We start from the raw sequence: 20,949 nt of genomic DNA, 5'->3' as shown, positions 1-20,949 counted from the left end.
TTGGGAGGAAGAAACATGAACATAGCAAAGAAACTGGCGATCGGCGTCGCACTCGCTGCGGCATTGATGGCCGGCACGGCAAGCGCGAAAGACATCAAGATCGGTCTTGTGGTGAAGTCGCTGGGCAACGGCTTCTTCGAGGCCGCCAACAAGGGCGCCCAGGAAGCAGCCAAGGACCTCGGCGGCGTGCAGGTGATCTACACCGGCCCGACCTCGACCACGGCCGAAGGCCAGATCGAAGTGATCAACTCGCTGATCGCGCAGGGTGTCGATGCGATCGCCATTTCCGCCAACGATCCGGACGCTGTCGTCCCTGCCCTGAAGAAGGCAACACAACGCGGCATCAAGGTCATCTCCTGGGATTCCGGCGTCGCGCCGGCCGGCCGCATCCTGCAGCTGAACCCCTCTTCGAACGCGCTGATCGGCAAGATGTGCCTGACGCTCGCCAAGGATCATCTTGACGGCGGCAAGGGCGACTTCGCCATCCTGTCGGCCACGACGACCTCGACCAACCAGAACATCTGGATCGGCGAGATGAAGAAGCAGCTCAAGGACTTCCCGGGCCTTAACCTGGTAACCACTGTTTACGGCGACGACCTTTCGGACAAGAGCTATCGCGAAGCCCAGGGCCTCCTGACCTCGCATCCGGAAGTCAAGGTCATCGTCGCTCCGACCACCGTCGGCGTGCTGGCCGCGTCACAGGCCGTCAAGGATGCCGGCAAGATCGGCAAGGTCTACGTGACCGGTCTCGGCCTGCCGTCGGAAATGGCCGGCGCCATCAAGTCGGGCGCGACGAAGGAATTCGCGATCTGGAACCCGATCGACCTTGGTTATTCGGCAACGCAGATCGCTTACCGCCTCGTCAAGGGTGAGACCGACGGCAAGCCGGGCAGCGAGATCAATGCCGGTCGCATGGGCAAGATCAAGGTTGGCGAAAACGGCGAAGCCGCCATGGCCGATCCGTTCGTCTACAACGCCACGAATATCGATCAGTTCTCCAAGGTTTTCTGATCGAAGATCTTATCCGCAGCTCTCCGGCGGCGTCAGCCGCCGGACCTGGTTTCATTGATCCGGTACATTGCTGATGACCACAGTCCTTCAACGATCCCTAGCGGACACACCAGCCGCGAACAGTCAGGCCATCCTGGAAATGCGCGGCATTTCTCAGATCTTCCCGGGCGTCAAAGCGCTGGATGGCGTCAGCATTTCTCTCTACCCCGGCAAGGTCACCGCCCTGATCGGCGAAAACGGCGCCGGCAAATCGACCCTCGTCAAGATCCTGACGGGGATCTACCGCCCGAACGAAGGCGAGATCCTCATCGACGGCGAGCCGACGACCTTTGTCAATGCCCAGGCCGCCATCGATGCCGGCGTTACCGCCATTCATCAGGAGACCGTGCTCTTCGACGAACTGACGGTTGCCGAGAACATCTTTCTCGGACATGCGCCGCGCACGTCCTGGCGCACCATCGACTGGAAGACGATGAACAGCCGCTCCAGGCAACTGCTGGAATCGCTGGAAAGCGCCATCGATCCCTCCACCCGTCTGAAAGATCTTTCCATCGCGCAGCGCCACCTCGTCGCGATCGCGCGCGCACTCTCGATCGATGCCCGCATCGTCATCATGGACGAGCCCACCGCCGCCCTTTCCCGCAAGGAGATCGACGATCTCTTCCGCATCGTCGAGGGGTTGAAGGCCAAGGGTAAGGCCATATTGTTCATCAGCCACAAGTTCGACGAACTCTATGAAATCGCCGACAATTTCGCCGTCTTCCGTGACGGCCGCGCCGTCGGGCACGGCACGCTCAAGGAAACGCCGCAGGACGAGATCGTCCGCATGATGGTCGGCCGAGACGTCAAGGACGCTTTCCCGAAAGTCTCGGTGACGATTGGCGATACGGTGCTGGACGTCGCAAATTATTGCCACCGCACAGAATTTCGCGACATCTCCTTCAAGCTCCGCCGCGGCGAGATCCTTGGCGTCTACGGCCTGATCGGAGCCGGACGCTCCGAACTCTGTCAGTCCCTTTTCGGCATTACCAAACCGCTTTCCGGACGATTGACGCTCAATGGGCAGGAAATCCACGTCCGTTCGCCGCAGGACGCCATTCGCGCCGGTATCGTCTATGTGCCGGAAGAACGCGGACGCCACGGTCTGGCACTGCCGATGCCGATCTATCAGAACATGTCGCTGCCCTCACTCGGACGCACCTCGCGCAAGGGCTTCCTGAAGGCCGCCAACGAATTCGCGCTGGCGCGCAAATATGCCGAGCGCCTCGATCTTCGCGCCGCAGCCCTTTCCGTTCCGGTCGGCACGCTCTCCGGCGGCAACCAGCAGAAGGTGGTCATCGGCAAGTGGCTGGCGACGCAGCCGAAGATCATCATTCTCGACGAACCGACAAAAGGCATCGACATCGGCTCGAAAGCGGCCGTGCACGGCTTCATCAGCGAACTAGCGGCAGAAGGCCTCAGCATCATCATGATTTCCTCCGAGCTGCCAGAGATCATCGGCATGGCGGATCGCGTGCTGGTCATGAAAGAGGGCTTGTCGGCCGGCCTGTTCGAGCGCGAAGGGCTGACACCGGAAGCGCTGGTGCGCGCCGCCACGGGCAACGCATAGGGAGGACGGGATGCCACGCATCCTCAAAAGACGCGAAACGCTGCTTGCCATCATCATTGCCGTGATGATCGCGGGCTTCGCGACACGCGCGGCCGGTTTTGCCGAGCCCGCCAATCTCGCCAATATCTTCAATGATACGTCGATCCTCATCATCCTCGCTTTGGCGCAGATGACGGTCATCCTGACGAAATCGATAGATCTGTCGGTTGCCGCCAATCTTGCCTTTACCGGCATGGCGGTGGCGATGCTGAACGCTGCCTATCCCGATCTGCCGCTGATCGTCCTCGTGATCACGGCGATCGTCATGGGCGCGGCTCTCGGCGCCATCAACGGCTATCTCGTCTGGGCGCTGGAGATCCCGCCGATCGTCGTCACGCTCGGCACACTCACCATCTATCGCGGCATGGCCTTCGTGCTGTCGGGTGGCGCCTGGGTCAACGCCCACCAGTTCACGCCGAATTTCCTCAGCGTGCCGCGCACACCGTTGCTCGGCCTGCCCGTGCTCGCCTGGATCGGCATCGCCATCGTGCTGATCATGTATTTCGTGCTGCGCTACACGCGGTTCGGCCGCTCCACCTATGCCAGCGGCGGCAATCCGGTGGCGGCGGTCTATGCCGGCATCGACGTCGGCTGGACGCGTTTCCTCGCCTTTGTCCTCTCAGGGTCGCTTGCCGGCCTCAGCGGCTATCTCTGGGTGTCGCGCTATGCGGTCGCCTATGTCGATATCGCCAGCGGCTTCGAACTGGACAGCGTCGCGGCCTGCGTCATCGGCGGCATTTCGATTGCCGGCGGCGTCGGCTCGGTGGCGGGCGCCGTACTCGGCGCTCTCTTCCTCGGCGTCATCAAGAACGCCCTTCCGGTCATCGGCATTTCGCCGTTCACGCAGATGGCGATATCAGGCACCGTCATCATCCTTGCGGTCGTCTTCAACGCCCGGCGCGAGCGCAATCGCGGCCGTATCATCCTGCAGGATCAGGCGGCGAAGGACACCGCCAGCCATGGAGCAAGCGCATGAGCACCGTTTCTCAATCAAAGACGGAAAAGCGCGCCATTCCGGACCGGTTGGGAACACCGCTCAAACGCATTCTGGCAAGCTGGGAAACGCTGCTGTTCGGCGTCGCAGTCGCGATCTTCATCTTCAATTCGCTGGCCTCGCCCTATTTCCTCGATCCCTACAATCTCTCTGACGCGACGTTCAATTTCACCGAAAAGGCGATGATCGCCTTTGCCATGGCGCTGTTGGTCATTGCCGGTGAGATCGACCTTTCGGTCGCCGCCATCATCGCGCTCGCCTCGACGGCCATGGGCGCTGCGGCGCAGGCCGGCGTCGATACTGTCGGCCTCGTCGCCATCGGGCTTGGGGTCGGGTTGCTCTGCGGCCTGTTCAACGGCTTCCTCGTCTCCGGGATGAAGCTGCCGTCGATCGTCGTCACCATCGGCACGATGAGCCTCTTCCGCGGCATCTCCTACATCGTTCTCGGCGACCAGGCCTATGGCAACTACCCAGACAGCTTCGCCTATTTCGGCCAGGGCTATGTCGTCTGGGTCTTCTCCTTCGAATTCGTTCTCTTCATCGTGCTGGCGATCGTCTTCGCGATCCTGCTGCATGCGACGAATTTCGGCAGGCAAGTCTATACGATTGGTAACAATGATTTTGCCGCGCGCTTCTCCGGCATCCCTGTCGAGCGGGTCAAATTCATCCTGTTTCTCCTGACCGGTCTCATGAGCGGCATCGCAGCAGTGTGCCTGACCTCGCGGCTTGGCTCGACCCGCCCGTCGATCGCGCTCGGCTGGGAGCTCGAAGTAGTGACCATGGTTGTGCTTGGCGGGGTCTCGATCCTCGGTGGCTCAGGCACGATCGGCGGGGTCGTCATCGCCGCCTTCGTCATGGGCCTCGTCACCTTCGGCCTCGGCCTGCTCAACGTCCCGGGCATCGTCATGTCGATCTTCATCGGCCTCCTTCTCATCATCACCATCGCACTGCCGATCGTCGCAAGACGCATCAAGACCATGAGTTCCAGATGACCGCAGCTCTCGAACGCCACGCCTTCAAGATGAAGCTCAATCCCGGCATGGAGGCGGAATACAAAAGACGCCATGACGAGATCTGGCCCGAACTCGTGGTGCTGCTGCATGAGGCCGGCGCCAGCGACTATTCCATCCATCTCGATCGTGAGACGAACACGCTCTTCGGCGTGCTGACGCGACCGAAGGATCACACGATGGCGAGCCTGCCAGACCATCCCATCATGAAGAAATGGTGGGCGCACATGGCCGATATCATGGCGACCAATCCCGACAATTCGCCGATTCAGAGCGATCTCGTTACGGTCTTCCATCTGCCATGACCGCCGTATCAGCCTATCGCCATATCGCAGTGATCGACATCGGCAAGACCAATGCCAAGGTCGTGGTGCTCGATGCTGAGACCGGGGGCGAAATCGCCGTCGTCAAAACGAGCAACGGCGTGCTGAAGACCGGCCTCTATCCGCATTACGATATCGAGAGACTTTGGGATTTCATCATCAGTGCGCTGAAGGGCTTTGCAACGACGCCAGGCTTCGATGCCATATCGATCACCACCCACGGAGCCTCGGCGGTGCTGCTCGATGTCGATGGCGGCCTTGCCTTGCCGGTTCTCGATTATGAGCACACCTATCCGCAAGCCATACAGGACGCCTATGGGCAATTGCGCCCGGCCTTTACGGAAACCTTCTCGCCAAGCCTCTCCGGTGGCCTGAATGTCGGCGCGCAGATCCACTATCAGAAAAGCGTCTTTCCCGAAGACTTCGCCCACGTCGCGACGATCCTGACCTATCCGCAATATTGGGCGTATCGCCTGACGGGCATCGCTGCCAGCGAGGTGACCTCGCTCGGCTGCCACACGGATCTCTGGAACCCGACGACCGGAACCTATTCTTCCCTGGTCGATACGCTTGGCATTCGCACTTTGATGGCGCCGGTTCGCTCGGCTTTCGACGCGCTTGGGCCGGTACTGCCGGCACTTGCAGCTGATATCGGCCTTGCGGCGCCGGCCCCGGTCTATTGCGGCATCCATGATTCCAATGCTTCCCTACTGCCGCATCTGGTCGAGAACGAGGCACCTTTCGCCGTGGTGTCGACGGGAACCTGGGTGATCAACTTCGCCGTCGGCGGCGATCTCGAACATCTCGACCCGGCACGCGATGCGCTTGCCAATGTCGACGCTTATGGCCGCGCCGTGCCCTCGTCCCGCTTCATGGGCGGCCGCGAGTTCGAGATTTTGGCTGCAGACATCGGCGAAGCACCTCCCGAGGCGATCGAAGTCGCTCTTGAGACGGTGATCGGAAATGGCCTCATGCTGCTGCCGAACATTGTTGAGGGATCGGGACCGTTCCCTGACAGGAAGATGCAGTGGATCGGGGATGCCTCAACAAGCAATGCCGAACGTCTTGCAGCCGTCAGCCTCTATCTTGCCCTGATGACGGAAGCCTGCCTCGGCCTGATCGGCGCCAAGGGGCCGATCTTCGTCGAGGGACCTTTTGCCCTTAATCGCGCCTATCTCGTCGCGCTGTCCGCCCTGACGAGGACTGACGTCATCGCTGTGGCGGGCTCGACGGGGACCAGCCAGGGTGCGGCCTTGCTCACCGGCATCCGACCGCCGGCTGCGACGGAAAATCCGCCAGTCCACACCGACCTGCCGGGTTTGATTCGCTATCGGCAGACCTGGCGCGAGGCTTTGGCCGGGTAGGTTTGGTCAATCCGCGCCGAGTGACGGGTGGTCGGGACTGGGAACAACCCCCGACTGCAAGACTACAACAACCATCCCTCGCCGAAAATTTCCGAAAAGTCGCTAAAATTGTCTTCGCGACGGTTATTTTCTTGCGGAATCGTCGCAATATTCCTACAGAAAATACTCTTATGAGCGCTCTCGAGGTCAAAAATGTCCGAAAGCGGTCGTCAGCTTCGATGTCAGTTCTGTTCTCTTTAAGAGCACGCCTTACGGCAGTTTGCGCGTCGAGACAGGCCATTGGGCGGGTTCAAAGGGCGCTGCCGCGCCCATCCAAGGAGAGATAAAATGAGTCTGAAGACATTGACGGCCGCGACCTTCGTCGCTTCGCTGGCCTTTGCGCCTCTCGCGCACGCGGACATCACGATCGGCCTCATCGCGCCACTGACCGGCCCGGTCGCCGCTTACGGCGAACAGGTCAAGAACGGCGCGCAAACCGCTATCGAGGAAATCAACAAGAGCGGCGGCGTTCTCGGCCAGAAGCTGGTCTTGAAGCTCGGCGACGATGCCGGCGACCCGAAGCAGGGCGTATCGGTCGCCAACGGCTTCGTCGGTGACAGCATCCGCTTCGTCGTCGGCCCGGTCACGTCGGGCGTTGCCATTCCGGTTTCGGATGCGCTTGCCGAAAACGGCATCCTGATGGTGACGCCGACCGCGACCGCTCCGGACCTGACCAATCGCGGCCTGACCAACATCCTGCGCACGTGCGGCCGCGATGACCAGCAGGCAACCGTTGCGGCAGACTACGTCGTGAAGAACTTCAAGGACAAGAAGATCGCCATCCTCAACGACAAGGGCGCCTACGGCAAGGGCCTCGCGGACGCCTTCAAGGCTACCCTGAACAAGGGCGGCGTGACCGAGGTGCTGGACGATTCCCTGACGCCAGGTGAAAAGGACTACAGCGCCCTGACGTCGAAGCTGAAGCAGGCCGGTGTCGAGGTGATCTACTTCGGTGGCTATCATCCGGAAGCGGGTCTGCTGGCTCGCCAGCTGCATGACATCTCCGTCAAGGCGCAGATCATCGGCGGCGACGGACTTTCCAACACCGAATATTGGGCGATCGCCAATGACGCCGCTGCCGGCACGATCTTCACCAATGCGGCCGACGCCCTGAAGAACCCGGCTTCGCAGAGCGCCGTTGCCGCACTCAAGGCACGCAACATTCCGGCTGAAGCCTTCACCCTCAACGCCTATGCCGCCGTGCAAGTGTTGAAGGCCGGCATCGAGAAGGCCGGCAAGCCAGACGACGCCGAAGCCGCCGGCGCTGCATTGAAGAAGGGCGAGCCTGTCGATACCGCCATCGGCAAGGTCACCTATGGCGAAACCGGCGACCTCACCTCGCAGAGCTTCTCGCTCTACAAATGGGAAGGCGGTAAGATCGTTTCGGCCGAATAAGCCGTCGGATCGACGCTCTCAAAATCTCGCCGGGCCACATGCTGGCCCGGCTTTTTTATGCCTAATTCACACTATGCTGGCTAGAGCGGTTACGCGTTTCACGGAATCGCCTGACCGCTCTATGCTATTGTTTTTACGCAATTCCGGACGGAAAACCGCTACGCACTTTTCCTGGAATTGCTCTAACAAACAGTGCGGAACCGCTCGATGCAGCTGGCCAGCACCTCCTCACCCGGCCGCTTCCACCAATTGTCTTGCGAGAAGATTTCGACCTCCTGCAGGCCGAAATAGCCGGCTTTCTCGATCTCCGCGCGAATGCCCTTTAGATCGATGACGCCATCGCCCATCATGCCGCGATCCAACAACAGATCCGTGGTCGGGACCAGCCAGTCGCAGATATGGTGCGCCAGGATCCTGCCGCCGGCACCGGCGCGCGCGATCTGCTCGTAAAGCTTCGGATCCCACCAGACATGATAGACATCGATGGCGACACCGATCCCCTCGCCCAGCAGGTCGCAGATATCGAGCGCCTGCTCCAGCGTGTTCACGCAGGCGCGGTCGGCGGCATACATCGGATGCAGCGGCTCGATTGCCAAGGGAATGCCGGCGCCGCGGGCATGCGGCAGGATCGCCGCGATACCGTCGACCACCATCTCGCGGGCATGACCGATATCCCTCGAACCCTCCGGCAAACCGCCGACGACGAGGACAAGACAATCGGCATTGAGCGCGGCGGCCTCATCGATTGCGCGCTTGTTGTCGTCGATCGCCGCAGCCCGCCCATTGGCGTCCGCAGCGGGAAACATGCCGCCGCGGCAAAGGCCTGTCACCTTGAGCTTGTTGTCGGCCACAATCCTTGCGGCCTCCGCGAGGCCGATCTTGTGCACTTGATCGCGCCAGGGGGCGATCGCGACGATACCCTGCTTCAGGCAGGCCTCGACCGCCTGGCGCATGTCGTATTGCTGGCGCACCGTCGCCAGATTGATGGACAGACCCTCTACGGCCATTGCGATGATCCTCTTGTCCGTTAGTCGATGCCGACGGTGGCGAGGATCGTCTTCATCCGGCGCACCGCCAGATCCGGATCCTTCAAAACACGTGCCTCCTCCGCCAGCCGGAACAGTTCCGAAAGATGCAGAATGGAACGCGTGCTCTGCTGGCCGCCGAGCATCTGGAAGTGATCCTGGAAGCCGTTGAGATAGGCGAGGAAGACGACGCCGGTCTTGTAGAAGCGCGTCGGCGCCTTGAAGATATGCCGCGACAGCGGAACGGTCGGTGCCAGGATCTTATGAAAGGCATCGAGATCGTTCTGGGCGAGTTTCGCCAAGGCCACGCTCGCCGCCGGCGCGATGGCATCGAAGATGCCGAGGAGGGCATGCGAATAGCCTTGGTTGTCGCCGGCGATCAGTTCGGCATAGTTGAAATCGTCGCCCGTATACATCTTCACCGACGGGTCGAGCCGGCGGCGCATGACGATTTCCTTCTCGGCCGACAGCAGCGAGATCTTCACGCCATCGACCTTGGCGGCGTTCTGATTGATGATCGCGACCGCTGTCTCCATCGCCTGCAGATCGTCGGGCGATCCCCAATAGCCTGACAGCGCCGGATCGAACATCGAACCGAGCCAATGGATGATCACAGGCTCCTTTACCTGCCCGAGGATACGGTCGTAGACCCGGATATAATCGTCCGGACTTTTGGCCGCCGCGGCAAGCGCGCGGCTCGCCATCAGAATGATGCGGCCGCCCTGCCCTTCCACATAGGCAATCTGCTCCTCATAGGCGCGAATGACATCGTCGATCGTCACATCCGGGCCGGGCGGCACGTGATCGGTGCCGGCGCCATAGGCGATCAGCGCATCCGGCCGATTGCGGGCGGCCGATTGCGCATGCACAATCAGCTCCTTGGCGCCGGTCCAATCGAGACCCATGCCCCGCTGTGCTGTATCCATGGCCTCCGCCACGCCGAAACCGAGATCCCATAGGTATTCCCGGAAGGCGATGGTGCGTTCCCAGTCGATGTTGCGGTCGAGCCAGGGATCGTTGTCTGCCAAGGGGTCGACGACGACGTGGGCGGCAGCGTAGGCGACGCGGTTGAAATGATGACCGCCGGCCGGCTTTACCGGAGCGCTCAACGGCGCGCTGGTGAGCGTGAAGTCGGCAAGGCCGCCGCCGACCGTCGGCAAACGAAGGCTTCTCGTCATGAGGCCGATCTCCTACAGCGCTGTCAGTGCGGGCACATCGACCCAGCGACGCTCGGTCCAGCTCTTCTGCGCCAGCTCCGCCAGCTGCACGCCCTTGGCGCCTTCGCGAAGGGTGAACTTCCACGGCGCGTCCTCGGCGACATGGCGCAGGAAACCTTCCCATTGCACCTTGAAGCCATTGTCGAAGACCTGGGTGTCTGGCACCTCGTCCCAGGTGTCGAAGAAATTGATCGTTTGCGGCTGGTCCGGATTCCAGACCGGCTTGGGCGTGTTGACGCGATGCTGCGTCCAGCACCGCATCAGGCCGCAGACGGCGGAACCATGGGTGCCGTCGACCTGGAAGGTAACGAGATCATCACGCCGCACACGCACCGCCCAGGAGGAATTGATATGGGCGACAATGCCGCCTTCAAGTTCGAACGTGGCATAGGCCGCATCGTCTGCATCCGCGACATAGGTCTTGCCACTCTCATTGACGCGGCTCGGAATATGTGTGGCGCCGAGGCAGCTGACGGCCTTGACCTCACCGAACAGGTTGTCGAGCACGTAGCGCCAATGGGGCAGCATATCGAGGATCATGCCGCCGCCGTCGGCCTTGCGATAGTTCCACGACGGGCGCTGCGCCTGCACGCCCCAATCCCCTTCGAAGACCCAATAGCCGAACTCGCCGCGCACGGAGAGGATCTTGCCGAAGAAGCCGCTGTCGCGCAGCATGGCGATCTTGCGCAGGCCCGGCAGGAACAGCTTGTCCTGCACCACGCCGTTCTTGACCCCGCGCCGCTCCGCCGAAGCGGCGACCGAAAGCGCCTCGGCAAGCGTCTCGGAGATCGGCTTTTCGCAATAGACGTGCTTGCCGGCGGCAATTGCCCGCTCCAGCAGGTCGACGCGCATCTGCGTCGAGCCGGCATCGAAAAAGATCGTATTGTCGGGATCGGCCAAGGCGCTGTCGAGATCGGTCGTCGTTTTGGAAAGCCCATGCTTGCGGGCGATCGCCTCGATCTTCTCGGCATTGCGGCCGACGAGGATCGGCTCGGGCATCAGCTTATCGCCGTTGGCCAGCAAGACGCCGCCCTGTTCGCGGATTGCCAGAATGGAGCGCACCAGATGCTGATTATAGCCCATGCGTCCGGTGATGCCGTGCATGATGATACCGATCGGCTTCGTCACCATAAGTCATTCCTCCCGTAAATAACTATATAGTTACATAACTGACATGGCGAAGCGAGGCTGTCAACGGTCATCGTCGATGGCCGCGGCGGCAATCACCCGCAATTGCTGAGCTTGTCGCGAGAGGGCGCCTAGGGGCGCAGATAGGCGAAGATGACGTCGACGATGTGCTCGCCCCAGGCGTCGATTTCCGCCTTGTCGGAAAGATTGCGCCGGAAGATCGTCGATAGCGTCCAGCGGTTCGTCAGGAAGAACGAGCCGAGCGCTGCGATGCTCATATAGATCTTGACGGGATCGCAGCCGGGGCGGAAATCGCCGGCTGCCGCACCCCGGTCGAGCAGGTCGGAAATCTCTGAAACCAGGGGCGAATGCAGCTCGAAAATACGCGCCGAACGCTTCAGGAAGCGGGCCTTGTGCATGTTTTCCGTGCTGAGAATACCAAGGAATTCAGGGTGATCCAAGAAATATTGCCATGTGAAAACAACAAGCTCCCGCATGCCTTCCACAGGCGATCGATGCGAAAGGTCAAGCCTTGCCTCAGCCGAGCGGATGGCGATGTAGCTGCCTTCGAGAACGGCGACGTAAAGAGCGTCCTTGCCGCCGAAATAGTGGTAGAGCATCCGCTTGTTGATCTTGGCGCGCTCGGCGATCGCATCGACGCGCGCGCCGCCATAGCCGCGTTCGGCGAATTCCTTGGTCGCAGCGGCCAGGATCGCCTTGCTCGTGCGTTCCGCATCCCTGAGACGGGGCCGTTCCGGCGTTGCGCGCGATGACGCCTGATCGATATTCGCAAGGTCTGCGTTCTTTGCGCGGCGCTTCACGGTTCTGGCTTCCGACATCATGGCTCCCGGCGGCATCGTTCAAGGCTTGTGCGGCCATTCCTGACGCCGATAAGTAACCGATCATCTCATAAGTTGACAGTCCCTCGCGAATCGCTGGTCATAGTAACCAGATGGTTATATCGATTTAAATGTGGATATGTGTCAGACAAGACCCTCCCTGTGGCATGAATTTCCCTGACAAATGAATGGGCTGACCTTGCTTTCGACACCGGTCCGGCCCAAGAGAGCGGATAGGAATTGGCACCGGACGGCTTATGGCTGAGAAGCAGATCGCAATCATCGGCGGCGGCCCCGCAGGGCTCATGGCGGCAGAAGCCCTGTCTCTGTCGGGCCATCGCGTCACTGTCTATGACAGCATGCCGACGGTCGCGCGCAAATTCCTGCTGGCCGGCAAATCCGGCCTCAATATCACGCATTCGGAAGCCTATGGCCTTTTCGCCGACCGCTTTGGCGCGGCCTCGCCCCGGCTGCGCGCGGCACTCGATGGCTTCAAGCCCGACGATATCAGAACCTGGGCGGCGGGGCTGGGAACGGAGACCTTCATCGGCTCTTCCGGCCGCGTCTTCCCGAAGACCATGAAGGCGTCGCCATTGCTGCGCGCCTGGCTCGCCCGCCTGGAGGCGCAAGGTGCGCGTATCATGACACGGCACCGCTGGTCTGGCTTTGCAGACGGCGGTCTGGCATTCGAGACACCGCAGGGGCGCAGCATCGTCCATTATGATGCCGTTCTGCTCGCGCTCGGCGGTGCCAGCTATCCTCGGCTGGGTTCGGATGCGGCCTGGACCGGTTGGCTTCGAGGCAAAGCCATCGACATTGCCGATTTCCAGCCCGCCAATTGCGGTTTCGACGTCGCCTGGAGTGGGCCATTCAAGGAACGTTTTGCCGGCATGCCGCTCAAAGCCGTGACGGCAACATCCGAGGCGGGGACCTTCCCAGGCGAATTCGTCGTCTCGCAGGCGGGTATAGAAGGCAGTCTCGTCTATGCCCATGCCGCCACCTTGCGCGATCGCCTAACAAGCGAAGGCAAAGCCGCGCTCATCATCGATCTGGCGCCCGGCCGAACGGCGGCACGGCTGTCGCGCGATCTGGCTCGACAGGATCCGAAAGCCAGCCTTTCCAATCGCCTGCGCAAGGGCGCGGGGATCGAAGGCGTCAAGGTCGGCCTTCTGCGGGAGCTTGCCGATCCGGCGACCCTTTCGCATCCGGAAAGTCTGGCGCGCCTGATCAAGGCCTTGCCGATTCCGCTTTTGAGACCAAGACCCATTGCCGAGTCCATCTCGTCTGCCGGTGGCATCCGTTGGGGCGAACTCGATGACGGCTATATGCTGAAGAAGCTCCCTGGTATCTTCGTCGCCGGGGAAATGATCGATTGGGAAGCGCCGACAGGCGGCTATCTCCTGTCGGCTTGCTTTGCCACCGGCCGCGCGGCGGCCAAGGGCATCGACGCCTGGCTCAAGCGTTGAGCGATAAGGTCTGAGCTTCTCAGCCGATACGCCCGTTCGCCATCAGCCATGCCACCGATTCCTGAACAGCTTCGAGCGATGTATATCGCGGCTCGTAGCCGAGAAGTCGCTGTGCCTTGGCGATCGAGCAGTTCGGACTGCGGGCGATATGCTCCCATGTCGCCTGCGCATCTTCCGGAGTCCGATCTCTCGCCCATGTCTCATAGGGCAGGAATTCAAGCTTCGGTTCGTGACCAAACCAGCGCGACATCGCCTCAGCATAGCCTCGAAGCGTCACCGCACCGCCCGAGACGGCATGGAAGCTCTCCCCGGTCGAAGCCCGCCAATTGGCGATCGCCCCCATGAACATCTGCGCGACATCATCGGCATGGACATGGTGAACAGTCTCCAGGCCGAAATTCGGCAAGACGAGCGTTTCGCCCAGCGCCAGCGTCGAAAATGCCGACAGATTGAAATGGCCGGCCGGATTAAGGGGAGCCCAGCCAGGGCCGACAATATGGCCCGGATGGATCAGCGTCGCGGGAAAGCCCTTGCGGCGCGCCTCATCCAGCAGATGCGCCTCGATGGCTGCCTTCTGGATTCCATAGTCCCCGAAGGGTCGCTTCGGTGTCTCCTCCAGCGTCGGAACGACCATCGAGAAGCCGTGCGTCCAGATCGTGCCCGTATGCAGGAAATGGCTCACATGACCGGTCAGCGCGTCCGTCAGGTGCCTGGCGCTGTCGAGCGTGAAGCAGATCATGTCGATGACGATATCCGCCTTCAAAGCGCGGATCGCCGGACCAAAACTGCCGTCCTTTTCCATGGCGGAGCGGTCCATCGTCAACATTTCGACGTCGTCCCAGGCCCGGTTCGGCGAATAGGGCTTTGCCTGACCACGGCTGATCGCCACCACGTCATACCCTGCCTCGACCAGCCGGGGCACGAGATAGGTGCCGACATGGCCGGTTGCGCCGATTACCACTGCACGCGTCATGATGTCCTCCCAAAGTCAAAAGCCGGATCCTATCGAAATTCAAAAAGTGATCCGCCCTTGAGAATAGGAGCGCACACCGATTTGTCACCCTCCGAGAGGAAAGGAAGCGGGGATTTTCTTACGGCCGCGCCGATGCGCTGCTTTGGCCCTTCCCGTTCATCGTCGCCGTCCTCCGAACGGATAAGATCAGGACTGCGCTGAACGGTTCGTCCATAAGAATGATTTCCGGATTTGCGGCAATCGCGCGAGCCAGGCCGACACGATTACAGCTAATTTGGGAATTCTTCCTCAATATTATAATACTTGAACGTGAAGCCCCGCAGAAACAGCCGTATTCTCGCGACTAATTGCCGAGCGACATAAAAGTAGAAGAGACCACCGCTGCCAGCGTCACGCTCGCCGGCGAGGCAGAGCGGTTGCGCGAATTGGTGACGCATTTCGAATTGAGCGAAGTGCCGTCTGGCCCCCAATCCCGCCGCGCTGCTGCGTAAGCAACGCCGCCTGCTATCGACTGTAAGTAGGCGATTCTCGTTCGAACGCTTCGCAATCCTGGGGTTCATGGTTTCCAACTCGAACTTCGGGCCTTTGGCCTGCCCAATCGGGGCGCTCCGGATTCAATGTCTAATCCATTGATATTGTATTGTTATTACAATATCCGGACACTGTGGCGCTATCCGTTCTCATCCTCAGAACGGATATAGACCTGCAGCGTATAGCCGATATGCTCCGTCATCAGCGCCTTGGCGCGCTCGAGATCGCGGTCGAGGGCCGCTTCCATCAGCGCCGTGTGATGCTCGATCGCCATCGCATCCTGCAGGGCTGCGGCTGCCTTCTCATAGCCGATCGTCAGGCCGGCGGCGGCGCGCTGGGTCGGCGCCAGACCAAGGAAACGATGGTGGCGGCGAAGCTGGTCGGTGATGGTGGCCTGGAAGCGCAAAAGCCAGTTCGATGTCGCCGCGCTGACAAGCGCTGCATGAAAGGCCGTATGCTTCTCGTCCCATTCGTCAGCCATCTCGTCCGAAGCGGCGTCGGGCACGATCTTGCAGCGCGACAGGCGATAATGCGCGGTGACGACGGCCGATTCCCAATCCGGACCGCCCTTTTCGATCGATTCCAACAGCAGCGGCAGTTCGATGACCATGCGCGCCCGCATCAGGTCCTCCAGCTCCGCGCGCGATACGGGGGCGACCGCAAAGCCGCGATTGCTGACGGCCGTTACCAGCTTTTCGGCCTCCAGCCGCGACAGCGCCTCGCGAAGCGGAGTCCAGCCGACGCCATAGGCATCGCGCAGGGCGGCAAGCCGCAGGGATGCGCCGGGCCTCAGCCTGGTGTTGAGAATGTCGCGCCGCAACAGCCAATAGGCCGCCTCCGTCTTGCTCAACGCGTCCTTGTCCTGCATGACGCCCATCCCAATCCTCACATTCCCCGGATTATATATAAAACAGCTGTATCGAGAAATTATATATTAAAGTCGCCCGTGGTGCATATCATATATCGCAAATTGACAGGCTTGCAGCAGTCGCTATGATCCCGCCCAAGAAAGCCGAAAAACACGGCTCCTTGACACATGCGGGAGGGAAATATGCTGAAATCTACGTCCAAATGGCTGTCCAGCCTCGTGGTTGCCGGTGCCTTCATGGCAGGCGTCGCCTCGGCGTCGGCAGAACCCATCAAGATCGCAATCGCCAACTTCGGCGAGCATCCGCAGCTCAATGCCTCGATCGCCGGCTTCAAAAAGGCGCTCGCCGAGAATGGCTTCGTCGAAGGCAAGGATGTCGTCTATTCCGAAAGCAACACGAGCTTCGACGCCTCGCTTGTGCCGCAGATGATCGCCAAGCTGCAGTCCGAACATCCGAAGCTGATGTACACGGTCACGACGCCGGTCTCGCAGATCGCCAAGAAGGCGCTCGCAGGCTCCGGCATTCCGATCGTCTTTTCGGCCGTGACCGATCCGGTCGCCGCCAAGCTCGTCCCCTCCTGGGATGCCGGCGGCGAAGGCATCACCGGCGCCAGCGACCTGCAGGACATCGCCGCCATCATGACCTTCACCAGGAAACTGCTTCCGAATGCCAAGCGCTTCGGCGTCCCCTACAATCCGGGCGAGGCCAATGACGTTGCCCTTCTCGAAAAGGTCAAGCAGGCCGCACCGGCAGCCGGCTTCGAAGTGGTTCCCGTCGGCGTCGACAACGTCAACGACATCCAGCAGCGCATCGCATCGCTCGCCGGCAAGGCAGACGTGATCTACACGCCCGCCTCCAATCTCCTGCAGCCGGCAATCACCGCCGTTTCTTCCGCTGCCCGTCAGGCCCAGATCCCGATCGTCAATTCCGACGACGCCGCGGTTCGCAATGGCATCGTGCCCGCGAGCTTCGCCGTCAACTACGAGCAGGTCGGCGAAAATGCAGGCAAGATCGCGGCCCAGATCCTCAAGGGTGCCGATCCGAAGACGATCAAGCCTTCGCTTCCGGCCTATGCCGACCATGCGCCGCTGATCAACAAGACAGTGCTGAAGGCATTCGGCGCCGAAGTGCCGGCATCGCTTGCCGATTGCAATTGCTTCACCAAGTGATCGGCGTCATCGTCTAACGATCATTCGATCCATGGCGGCGTCACGAACGCCGCCATTTTCCAAGCCTACACTGCAGGGGAGGCACGGATGCTGGACATCAAATCCGCGCGCAAGGTTTTCTACAGGGGCCAGCCGGACGAGAAAGTCGCGCTCGACGGACTGACACTCTCCCTCAAATCCGGTGAATTCGGCGTCGTCATCGGCTCGAACGGCGCGGGCAAGAGCAGCATGCTCAACGCGATCTCGGGCGCGCTCAGCCTCGATTCCGGAGAGATACTCATCAACGGCGACGACGTCACCGACATGCCGGTGCACAAGCGCGCCGCGCGCCTTGCCCGTGTGTTCCAGGATCCGATGAAAGGAACCGCCGCCAGCATGACGGTCGGCGAGAACATGCTTCTCGCCGAACTGCGCGGCAAGAAACGCGGGTTGCGACCCGGACTGAACGCCTCCCGCCTCGCGACCTACAAGGAGCGCCTCTCCGTTCTCGGCCTCGGCCTCGAGAACCGGCTTGATACCAAGGTGGAGCTGCTTTCGGGCGGCCAGCGGCAATCGCTCTCCCTCATCATGGCAGTCGGCGGCTCCCCCGATGTGCTGCTGCTCGATGAACATACGGCAGCGCTTGATCCCCGCACCGCCGACATCGTCATGCAGGCGACGGTGCGCACCGTCGAGGCGCTGAAGCTGACGACCCTGATGGTGACGCACAACATGCAACACGCCGTCGATTTCGGCGACAGTATCATCATGCTCGACGCCGGGCGCGTCCATCTCGAAATTACCGGCGAAGGAAAGCGGCGCATCACGGTGCCCGAACTGATCGGCCATTTCGCCGTCAAGACCGACCGCATGCTGCTGGTGAGCTGAGATCATGGATTTCATTCAGACAACCTTTTCGAGCTTCGTCTCGCTCATCCCGGTCACGCTGGCGCAGAGCTTCATCCTGAGCTTCGTCGTCCTCGGTATCATGATCCCCTTCCGCATGCTGACCTTTCCGGACCTGACCAGCGAGGGCGCCTTTCCGCTTGGCGGCTGCATCAGCGGCATTCTGCTTGCAGCCGGCGTCACACCGCCGCTCGCCATCGTCGTGGCCTTCGCCGTCGGCCTTGCCGCCGGCTGCTGCACGGCGTTCATCCACCTGCGCTTCCGCATCCATACGCTGCTTGCCGGCATCCTGATGTCGACCATGCTTTACAGCATCAACCTCGCCATCATGGGCAAATCGAACCTTTCCGTCTTCGGCTCGCCGACCGTGTTCGACTGGGTGCCGTTCACGGAGGCCGGCTTTCCCGCCAGCAAGATCGTCGTTGCCGGTTTCATCGCTCTCGTCGTGCTGATTGCACTCAATCTCTACTTCAAGACGGAAAAGGGCACGGCCATGCGCGCCGTCGGCTCCAATCCCGACATGGCCGAGGCACAGGGCATCAATGTCTGGGCCGCGACCATCGGCGGCGTCGGCATCGCCAGCGCCTTTTCCGCAACAGGCGGCGCACTGATGGTGCAGTCGCAGGGATTTGCCGACGTCAACATGGGGATCGGCATCCTGATCAACGGCCTTGCCGCGCTGATGATCGGCGAAGCCTTCACCGGTAAGCAGAGCGTACTGCGTCAGCTGCTGGCCCCCTTCGTGGGGTCGATCATCTATTATCAGCTCGTGTCGCTCTGCCTTGCAGCCGGCATGCCGCCGCCGAACCTGAAGCTCGCCACCGGCCTGTTCGTGCTTGCCATGCTGGCGCTGCCGAGCATCCGCCGCAGCCGCGGGGGAGCGCCCGCGCGGGAAACCATTCGCGAATAAATCAAGAGGCAATATCATGGACAGCCTTCCCGATCTCGCCGCCGTCGAGGCCCTGGACGAGGCCGATCCGCTGCGTGTCTTCCGCGGCCGTTTTGCCCTGCCGGCCGGTGTCATCTACCTTGATGGCAATTCGCTCGGCGCGGCATCGCACGAGGTCTTTGCCGAAGTGCGCCAGGCGGCCATGGAAGAATGGGGCAACGGCCTGATCCGCAGCTGGAACAGCGCCGGATGGTTTCATCTGCCGCTCGAGCTCGGCGATCGCATCGGCCGGCTGATCGGCGCCGCCGAAGGCCAGACTGTCGTGACCGACTCCACGTCGATCAACATCTACAAGGCGCTTCATACGGCTTTGACGATGCGGCCGGACCGCAACGTCATCGTTGCCGAAGGCGACAGTTTCCCGACCGACCTCTATATGGCCGAGGGCGTGGCCTCGACCCGTCCTGGGGTTACGCTCCGTCTCGAGGGTCGCGATGCCGATACCATCGAGGAATTGATCGACGAGAGCGTCGCCGTCGTCCTCATCAATCATGTCAACTACAAGAGCGGCGAGCTGCGCGATATGGCGGCACTGACGAAGCGCATCCAGGCGGCCGGCGCACTCGTCATCTGGGACCTGTGCCACAGCGCCGGCGCCCTGCCGGTCGATCTCGATGGCGCGGGCGCCGATTTCGCCGTCGGCTGCTCCTATAAATATCTGAACGGCGGCCCCGGCGCGCCGGCCTTCATCTATGCGGCCCGCCGCCACCATGCATCTATCGTCCAGCCGCTCAGCGGCTGGTGGGGCCATGCTCGTCCCTTTGCCTTCGAGCGAAGCTTCGACGGCGACGTCGGCATCAAGCGCTTCCTCTGCGGCACGCAGCCCATTCTGTCGTTGCGGGCGCTAAAGGGTGCTCTTTCGATGTGGGACGAAGTGGACATGAATGCTCTGCGCCGAAAAAGCATAGCGCTCACCGATCTCTTCATCCGGCTGGTCGAAGCGAAGTGCGGCCGATATGGCGTCGTATTAGACACCACGCGCGACAGCGAAAGGCGTGGCAGCCAGGTCTCCTTCACCCACGGCAATGGCTATGAGGTCATGCAGGCGCTGATCGAGCGTGGCGTCATCGGCGATTTCCGCGCGCCATCAACGCTGCGCTTCGGTTTCACGCCGCTTTATGTCAGCTATCGCGATGTGTGGCTGGCAGCTTCGGTGCTGGAAGAGATTCTGAGCAGCGGATCCTGGCAGGATGCACGCTTTGCCGTGCGCTCGGCTGTAACCTGATCCATTGTTGCCGATCGCCGGAACGGAGGAGCCATAGATGAGCTATTTCAAGGTCACCGATTGGGATAGTGCCTATACCAACGGCGCCTACATCGTCGACGGCGATCGGTGGCCGGATGCATGGGTCGAGCCCGCTCGATCCTTCCGTGACAACCTGGCAACAGCCGGAGGTGCCAGACTAGACCTCGTCTACGGTCCCGCCGAGCGCAATCGCTTCGATCTCTTCCTGCCCGAAGGACATCCGAAGGGATTGGTCGTCTTCGTTCATGGCGGCTACTGGCTGCAACTGGACAAAAGCTACTGGTCGCATCTGGCAGCAGGTCCGATTGCTGCAGGCTACGCAGTCGCCATCCCGTCCTACACGCTCTGCCCTGCAATCCACATTGGCGGGATCGGCAGGGAAGTCGCAGCGGCGATCACAACGGCGGCAGGCATCATCGATGGCCCCGTGATCCTGACGGGACATTCGGCCGGCGGTCAGCTCGTGGCCCGCATGATGACGACGACATCGCCGCTGGACGAGACGATCCTCAAACGCATCCGCCATGTCCTCGCGATTTCCGGCCTGCATGATCTGCGCCCGATCATGAAGCGGAGCATGAACGCGCAGCTTCGCATCGATATGGCGGAGGCACAAAGCGAGAGCCCCGCGCTCCTGGAACCCTTAAGCAATATCCGCCTCACGTGCTGGGTCGGCGGTGCGGAGCGTGCCGAATTCGTGCGTCAGAATGCGCTGCTTGCCAATATCTGGACCGGGCTTGGCGCTGCAACGGAAGTGGTAATCGAGCCCGATCGGAATCACTATACGGTACTCGACGGCCTCACCGATGTCTCTCATCCACTGACGCGAGCCTTGCTCGCGGATTGAAGCTTGCAGTCAATGAAACAT

Annotated in this window: 19 protein-coding genes; 13 read left to right on the top strand and 6 right to left on the bottom strand. The window is 61.3% G+C overall.

The window, feature by feature from the left end:
• Positions 1-15: 15 nt before the first annotated feature.
• The 7 genes from rhaS (at position 16) to AB8B29_RS20815 (ending at position 7,784) form a co-directional block, all read left to right on the top strand.
• Positions 16-1,011, top strand: a complete 996-nt coding sequence (gene rhaS, locus AB8B29_RS20845) for a rhamnose ABC transporter substrate-binding protein (protein ID WP_037192463.1) — start codon at positions 16-18, stop codon at positions 1,009-1,011.
• Positions 1,012-1,084: 73 nt separating this feature from the next.
• A complete protein-coding gene (locus tag AB8B29_RS20840) occupies positions 1,085-2,620 on the top strand; it encodes a sugar ABC transporter ATP-binding protein (protein WP_037193212.1) in 1,536 nt (511 codons plus the stop codon).
• A gap of 10 nt (positions 2,621-2,630) precedes the next feature.
• The gene (locus AB8B29_RS20835) at positions 2,631-3,635 is read left to right on the top strand and encodes an ABC transporter permease (RefSeq protein WP_037192465.1); all 1,005 of its coding nucleotides are present in this window, start codon (positions 2,631-2,633) and stop codon (positions 3,633-3,635) included.
• A complete protein-coding gene (locus tag AB8B29_RS20830; RefSeq protein WP_037192467.1) occupies positions 3,632-4,645 on the top strand; it encodes an ABC transporter permease in 1,014 nt (337 codons plus the stop codon). The genes AB8B29_RS20835 and AB8B29_RS20830 overlap by 4 nt, the downstream gene beginning before the upstream one ends.
• Positions 4,642-4,968, top strand: coding sequence for an L-rhamnose mutarotase (rhaM, locus tag AB8B29_RS20825; protein ID WP_037192469.1), 327 nt, complete (start codon positions 4,642-4,644; stop codon positions 4,966-4,968). The genes AB8B29_RS20830 and rhaM overlap by 4 nt, the downstream gene beginning before the upstream one ends.
• The gene (locus AB8B29_RS20820; protein WP_037192471.1) at positions 4,965-6,350 is read left to right on the top strand and encodes an FGGY-family carbohydrate kinase; all 1,386 of its coding nucleotides are present in this window, start codon (positions 4,965-4,967) and stop codon (positions 6,348-6,350) included. Before rhaM ends, AB8B29_RS20820 begins: the two co-directional genes overlap by 4 nt.
• 327 nt (positions 6,351-6,677) lie before the next feature.
• Complete coding sequence (locus AB8B29_RS20815; protein ID WP_037192473.1) at positions 6,678-7,784, top strand: branched-chain amino acid ABC transporter substrate-binding protein; 1,107 nt, start codon at positions 6,678-6,680, stop codon at positions 7,782-7,784.
• Positions 7,785-7,966: 182 nt separating this feature from the next.
• Here AB8B29_RS20815 and AB8B29_RS20810 read toward each other — a convergent pair whose 3' ends face one another.
• The 4 genes from AB8B29_RS20810 to AB8B29_RS20795 form a co-directional block, all read right to left on the bottom strand.
• Positions 7,967-8,791: a sugar phosphate isomerase/epimerase family protein gene (locus AB8B29_RS20810; RefSeq protein WP_037192475.1), complete on the bottom strand. Its 825-nt coding sequence runs from the start codon at positions 8,789-8,791 to the stop codon at positions 7,967-7,969.
• A 20-nt stretch (positions 8,792-8,811) separates the two neighbouring features.
• The gene (locus tag AB8B29_RS20805) at positions 8,812-9,987 is read right to left on the bottom strand and encodes a dihydrodipicolinate synthase family protein (protein WP_037192477.1); all 1,176 of its coding nucleotides are present in this window, start codon (positions 9,985-9,987) and stop codon (positions 8,812-8,814) included.
• A 12-nt stretch (positions 9,988-9,999) separates the two neighbouring features.
• Positions 10,000-11,157 (bottom strand): Gfo/Idh/MocA family protein, encoded by a 1,158-nt coding sequence (locus AB8B29_RS20800; RefSeq protein WP_037192479.1) that lies wholly within the window; start codon positions 11,155-11,157, stop codon positions 10,000-10,002.
• 128 nt (positions 11,158-11,285) lie between these two features.
• Positions 11,286-11,993, bottom strand: coding sequence for a TetR/AcrR family transcriptional regulator (locus tag AB8B29_RS20795; protein WP_081938700.1), 708 nt, complete (start codon positions 11,991-11,993; stop codon positions 11,286-11,288).
• Positions 11,994-12,250: 257 nt separating this feature from the next.
• Between AB8B29_RS20795 and AB8B29_RS20790 the strand changes: the two genes are divergently transcribed.
• Positions 12,251-13,459 (top strand): TIGR03862 family flavoprotein, encoded by a 1,209-nt coding sequence (locus tag AB8B29_RS20790; protein WP_037192481.1) that lies wholly within the window; start codon positions 12,251-12,253, stop codon positions 13,457-13,459.
• Positions 13,460-13,478: 19 nt separating this feature from the next.
• Here the strand turns inward: AB8B29_RS20790 and AB8B29_RS20785 are convergent, their stop codons facing one another.
• Both AB8B29_RS20785 and AB8B29_RS20780 read right to left on the bottom strand, forming a co-directional pair.
• Entirely contained in the window at positions 13,479-14,432 is a 954-nt protein-coding gene (locus AB8B29_RS20785) for an NAD-dependent epimerase/dehydratase family protein (protein ID WP_047638434.1), read from the bottom strand.
• Positions 14,433-15,102: 670 nt separating this feature from the next.
• On the bottom strand, positions 15,103-15,831 hold the full coding sequence (locus AB8B29_RS20780; protein WP_037193218.1) for a GntR family transcriptional regulator: 729 nt from the start codon (positions 15,829-15,831) through the stop codon (positions 15,103-15,105).
• A 183-nt stretch (positions 15,832-16,014) separates the two neighbouring features.
• Here AB8B29_RS20780 and AB8B29_RS20775 point away from each other — a divergent pair, with 183 nt between their 5' ends.
• The 5 genes from AB8B29_RS20775 to AB8B29_RS20755 all read left to right on the top strand — a co-directional run bounded on the left by AB8B29_RS20775 (position 16,015) and on the right by AB8B29_RS20755 (position 20,928).
• Entirely contained in the window at positions 16,015-17,001 is a 987-nt protein-coding gene (locus tag AB8B29_RS20775; RefSeq protein WP_037192488.1) for an ABC transporter substrate-binding protein, read from the top strand.
• 87 nt (positions 17,002-17,088) lie between these two features.
• A complete protein-coding gene (locus AB8B29_RS20770) occupies positions 17,089-17,868 on the top strand; it encodes an ABC transporter ATP-binding protein (RefSeq protein WP_037192490.1) in 780 nt (259 codons plus the stop codon).
• 4 nt (positions 17,869-17,872) lie between these two features.
• Entirely contained in the window at positions 17,873-18,796 is a 924-nt protein-coding gene (locus AB8B29_RS20765) for an ABC transporter permease (RefSeq protein WP_092573578.1), read from the top strand.
• Positions 18,797-18,812: 16 nt separating this feature from the next.
• On the top strand, positions 18,813-20,060 hold the full coding sequence (kynU, locus tag AB8B29_RS20760) for a kynureninase (RefSeq protein WP_037192494.1): 1,248 nt from the start codon (positions 18,813-18,815) through the stop codon (positions 20,058-20,060).
• A gap of 37 nt (positions 20,061-20,097) precedes the next feature.
• Positions 20,098-20,928, top strand: coding sequence for an alpha/beta hydrolase (locus tag AB8B29_RS20755; RefSeq protein ID WP_037192496.1), 831 nt, complete (start codon positions 20,098-20,100; stop codon positions 20,926-20,928).
• The last annotated feature ends 21 nt before the right edge of the window (positions 20,929-20,949 follow it).

Origin of the sequence: Rhizobium sp. 11_C7_N12_5, assembly GCF_051811145.1 — a bacterium.
GTDB classification, from domain to species: domain Bacteria; phylum Pseudomonadota; class Alphaproteobacteria; order Rhizobiales; family Rhizobiaceae; genus Rhizobium; species Rhizobium lusitanum.
Note: the sequence above shows the minus strand (reverse complement) of the source record. Positions and strands in the feature narration are given on the sequence as shown.